Genomic DNA, 5176 nt, shown 5'->3' on the forward strand with positions numbered 1-5176 from the left:
CCCCCGACCGGCCCGGTCCGGCCGGACAGCTACGATTTTTCCTTCGACAGCTACTTTAGCGGCATCGGCGGCAGCGGCTTTTTCCTGGGCGACCCAAAACTGTTGGCTCCGTCTTCGACGGCGACAACGGGGGCACCCTTCGGAGCGCGCATTGCGTCGGCCGTGGAAAACGCGCGCGAAGGGATCGCCGACCACATCCGGAGCAGCATTGGCGGTTCCGAAGGCGAGATCGCGGCGGCGCTGATCGTCGGCGTGCGCGCGGGCATTCCGGAAGCGATCAACGAGTCGATGCGACGGACCGGCATCTATCACATCATCTCGATCTCCGGCCTGCACATGGCGCTGGTCGCCGGCACGATCATGTTCCTGCTGCGCGGCGCCTTCGCGCTGTTTCCCGATTTCTCCTCCCGCCGCCCGGTGAAGAAATACGCCGCAGCGATCGCGCTGGCCTTGATCGCCGCTTACCTCGTCATCTCCGGCATCGTGGTGGCGGCCGAGCGAAGCTTCATCATGCTTGCGGTTATGCTTGTAGCGGTGCTCTTCGACCGCGCGGCTTTGACGATGCGCAACCTGGCAATCTCGGCGATTGCCGTCATCCTTGTCTCGCCACATGAAGTGGTCGGCCCGAGCTTCCAGATGTCCTTCGCCGCCACCGCGGCCCTGGTCGGCGCCTATGCCGGCTTTGCCGATTATCGCGCGGGCAAAACGACCGCGCCGCCGGTGAAGCGTTCGTTCCTGAGGTTCCTGTCGCGAAAACTGGCGGTTGGCGTGGGCGGCGCCGCTGTGACCTCGCTCATCGCCGGCAGCGCGACATTGCTGTTTGCGATCTGGCATTTTCAGCGCGTGTCGCCGCTCAGCCTGCTGGCCAATCTGGCGGTCATGCCGATCGTCTCGCTGATTGTCATGCCGTTCGCCGTGTTGAGCGCGCTCGCCATGCCGTTCGGCTTCGACGGTCCCTTCCTCTATGTGATGGGCAAGGGCCTGACAGCGATGATCTCCATTTCGGCATGGATTTCCGAGCGCTCGCCAGTCGATGCCGTGGGATTGATCTCGATCCAGTCGGTGCTGCTGGCGACAATCGCGCTCGTCATCGCGACCATGGCCACCACCTGGCTAAGGCTTGCCGCTGTGCCCTTCGCGCTCGCCGCGCTGCTGGCCATCCCGCATGTGCGCACGCCGGATGTGCTGATCTCGGAGGACGCGCATCTCGTGGCGATGCCGATCGGTGGCGGCGAGCTTGCCGTCAACCGCGAACGCTCCAACGAGTTCACCACCGACAATTGGAAGCGGGCGCTGAAGGCCGAGGACATCGTACCGCCGGAGACATTTGCCAAGGATGCTCTCGATATCGCCGACCCGGTCGACCTGCCGCCAGGCTCGCCCTTCTATTGCACCGGCGACCTCTGCATTGGCCGGCATCCGTCCAGCGCGATCGTGGCGCTCGCCGAAAACCGCGACAGCGCACGGCCCGCCTGCGGCTTTGCCGACCTCATCGTCATCAACGATGCGACGGCCTACAATCCCTGCTGGGATCAGCGCGTGCTTGTCGTCACCAAGCGCCAACTGGCGCGTGACGGCAGCGCCGCCGTCTTCTTCGATCCACAATCGGCAACCGCGCGAGCAACCATCCAATATGCGGTCGAAAAGCCATATCGGCCCTGGCACGAGCAGCGCAAATACACGCGCGAGGCGAGGGGACTGCCGCCTTATGAAAAGCCTGAGAGGGCCAAGCCCTCGAAGCCGGATCAGTAGCGGCGGATCAGCCCGACGAGCTTGCCCTGCACCTTGACCCGATCCGGCCCGAAGATGCGGGTCTCGTAGGCCGGGTTGGCGGCCTCCAGCGCGATCGAGGCGCCCTTGCGGCGGAAGCGCTTGAGCGTCGCTTCCTCATCATCGACGAGCGCCACCACGATCTCGCCCGGGCTCGCCGTGTTGGCGTTTCGGATGATGACGGTGTCGCCGTCGAAGATGCCGGCCTCGATCATCGAGTCGCCCTTGACCTCCAGCGCATAATGCTCGCCGCCCATGATCATGTCCGGCGGGACCGAGATCGAATGCGTCTGGTGCTGAATGGCGTCGATCGGCACACCGGCGGCGATGCGGCCCATCACCGGAATGGACACGGCTGAAGCGGCGTCGTCATCATTGCTGGGTGTCGGCGTACGTGAGGGCGCTGCCGGCTTGACCTCTCGACTTAGATTGCCCTGGCCGCCCTGGATGACGCTTGGCGAAAATTTCTTCGCGGCGTTCAGGCCGGGAGCGATCGAGTCGGGCAGGCGCAAGACTTCCAACGCGCGCGCCCGGTTCGGTAGCCGGCGAATGAAGCCGCGTTCTTCCAGCGCCGTGATCAGCCGATGGATGCCGGACTTCGAGGCGAGGTCGAGCGCTTCCTTCATCTCGTCGAAGGATGGAGGGATCCCGCTCTCCTTCAGGCGTTCATGGATGAACATCAGGAGTTCATGTTGTTTGCGCGTCAGCATTGGCGGCCCCCACGGGTTCCGAAACCAGAATCAGAAAAACAAACCCAGAACAAACACTATCTGTTCCAGTTGTGTTCCGCAACCGTTTAAAGTTTAATGAATTTCTTAAGGCGGGCGAAAGAATGTTGCATCCGACGGTGCCTGGCCGCCACCGGTTGGGCTGTGTCATTGATTCCGCTCGATTTTGCAATTCTCCTTATGCTGAAATTGAGAGGCGACATCGTCGCGGAGGTGCTGAAGGGATCCAGTCAGCTGACCCAACCATGTACCGTAACGTGAACGAAACGAACTCAAAATGCCAACCTTGGCGACGATTCCGATCCTCAGCCTTTGCCGTCTATGGACCAGCTAACATAGGACAGAAGGTTCTTGCCGGGTTGCGGACGGTGATGGGACAACCGCCTTGGTCGCCGGAGGGATGTAGCGGCCTGGGTCGAAATGGAGGCGGTAGCACATGAGGGGAATTCCCGATCTTGCCGAGGTCGTGGCGATGGACGCCGCGGACCCGCTGCGCCCCTTGCGCGATCGCTTTGTTCTGCCGGAAGGGGTGATATACCTTGATGGCAATTCACTGGGCGCCGCTTCGATCAATGTCTTCAACGAGATCGAGACGGCCGCGAAGCAGGAATGGGCGCAGGATCTCATCCGTGCCTGGAACACCGCCGGCTGGTTCGACATGCCTGTCAAGCTGGGCGACCGGCTCGGGCGTCTGATCGGCGCCGCGCCTGGCCAGACGGTGGTATGCGACACCACCTCGATCAACATCTACAAGGTCCTGCATGCGGCGCTCGCGATGCGACCCGACCGCTCGGTGATCGTTGCCGAAGGCGACAGCTTTCCGACCGACCTCTACATGGCGGAGGGGTGTCCTCGACGCGGCCCGGCGCGGTGCTGCGGCTCGAGGGCGTCGATGCGCCGACGATCGAGGAACTGATCGACGACCGTGTCGCGGTCATCCTGGTCAACCACGTCAATTACAAGTCCGGCCGGTTGCGCGATATGGCGGCCCTGACCCGCAAGGCCCATGACGCCGGCGCGCTGATCGTCTGGGACCTCTGCCACACGGCCGGCGCCCTGCCGGTGGATCTCGACGGCTCGAATGCCGATTTCGCGATCGGCTGCACCTACAAATATCTCAATGGCGGACCGGGCGCGCCTGCCTTCATCTATGCCGCCACCCGCCATCATCCCGACATCAGCCAGCCGCTCAGCGGCTGGTGGGGCCATGCCCGACCGTTCGCGTTCGAGCAGGGTTATGCCGCCGGCACGGGCATCCGGCGATTCCTGTGCGGAACGCAGCCGATGCTGTCGATGCGGGCGCTGAAAGGTTCGCTGGATCTCTGGGACGAAGTCGACATGACGGCCGTGCGCGAGAAGAGCGTCGCGCTGACGGATCTGTTCATCCGCCTTGTCGAAGCTCGATGCGGCGCGTTCGGTCTTGAGCTAGAAAGCCCGCGCAACGGCGCCGAGCGCGGCAGCCAGGTGTCGTTCGCCCATCCACATGGCTACCAGGTGATGCGCGCCTTGATCGAGCGCGGCGTGATCGGCGATTTCCGCGCGCCGTCGACCGTTCGCTTCGGCTTCACGCCACTCTATGTCGGCTACCGGGATGTCTGGGCCGCCGTCGAGGTGCTGGAAGACATCCTGCGCACGAGCGCCTGGCAGGAAGCGCGCTATGCGATCAAGGAGGCCGTCACCTGACTTCGAATGGCATGCCGAACAAAGACAACTCGAAATCGATCCGATCGCTGGAGGGGCCGGTGCTGGGACACCGCATTGTCGACTGGGATGACGCCTACGCCAACGGCGCGAACATCGCTGGCGGCGACCGCTGGCCGGCGGCCTGGGACGGCCCAGCTCAGGCATTTCGCGAAAAGCTGTTGGCGCAGGGCAGGGCGCGGCTCGACATCGTCTATGGCGAGGCGCCGCGCAGCCGGTTCGATCTCTTCCTCCCGCCTGCCGCGCCGAAGGGGCTCGTCGTGTTCATCCATGGCGGCTACTGGATGGAATCGGACAAGACATCCTGGTCGCATCTGGCCGCCGGCGCTGTCGGCCGCGGCTTTGCCGTCGTCATGCCTTCCTATACGCTGTGCCCGCGAACCAGGATCGGCGGCATCGTCAATGAAGTCGCGGCCGCGATCGGCAAAGCGGCGGCCATGGTCGAGGGACCGCTGATGCTGACCGGACATTCGGCCGGCGGACATCTCGCCAGCCGGATGGCGACGACGACTTCGCCGCTGGGCGCCATGGTGGCGCAACGCATACGCAAGGTCGTTTCGATTTCAGGCCTGCACGACCTTCGGTCGTTGATGTTCACGGCTTTGAACGAGACGCTGAACATCGACGAACGGGAAGCGTTTAGCGAAAGCCCAGCGCTGCTGCGGCCCGTGCAAGGAACCCGCATCACCTGTTGGGTCGGCGGCGGCGAGCGCTCGGAATTCCTGCGCCAGAGCGTATTGCTCGCCAACATCTGGACGGGGCTTGGCGCCGCTACCCAGTCAGTTGTCGAGCCGGACCGGCATCATTTCAACGTCGTCGATGGTCTCGCCGATCCCGACCATCCCCTGACCCGAACGCTGGTGGACGAATAACGATCGACGTTCTCAACGTACGAACGATCGACTTCGTCGACGTCCGGACCACCGGCGTTGTCGATCTATCAGCGCAGCATAAGCACGCTGCATTCGGCGCCAACC

3 protein-coding genes and 1 pseudogene are annotated in these 5176 nt (G+C 63.6%); 3 read left to right on the plus strand and 1 reads right to left on the minus strand.

Annotation, left to right across the window (positions count from 1 at the left end):
* Positions 1-1752, plus strand: a 1752-nt coding sequence (locus tag EOA28_RS24205; protein ID WP_148670826.1) for a ComEC/Rec2 family competence protein, incomplete at its 5' end; no start/stop codon positions are given.
* On the opposite strand, the gene lexA is transcribed toward EOA28_RS24205, so the two are convergent.
* Positions 1746-2480, minus strand: coding sequence for a transcriptional repressor LexA (gene lexA / locus EOA28_RS24210; RefSeq protein ID WP_127250264.1), 735 nt, complete (start codon positions 2478-2480; stop codon positions 1746-1748). The two genes, EOA28_RS24205 and lexA, sit on opposite strands and share 7 nt — an antisense overlap.
* Positions 2481-2934: 454 nt before the next feature.
* Between lexA and kynU the strand changes: the two are divergent.
* Positions 2935-4181 (plus strand): annotated as a pseudogene (gene kynU, locus EOA28_RS24215) (kynureninase).
* Positions 4182-4240: 59 nt separating this feature from the next.
* A complete protein-coding gene (locus EOA28_RS24220) occupies positions 4241-5071 on the plus strand; it encodes an alpha/beta hydrolase (protein WP_245463506.1) in 831 nt (276 codons plus the stop codon).
* The last annotated feature ends 105 nt before the right edge of the window (positions 5072-5176 follow it).

The sequence above is a fragment of the Mesorhizobium sp. M2A.F.Ca.ET.067.02.1.1 genome, from assembly GCF_004023285.1.
Taxonomy (GTDB): domain Bacteria; phylum Pseudomonadota; class Alphaproteobacteria; order Rhizobiales; family Rhizobiaceae; genus Mesorhizobium.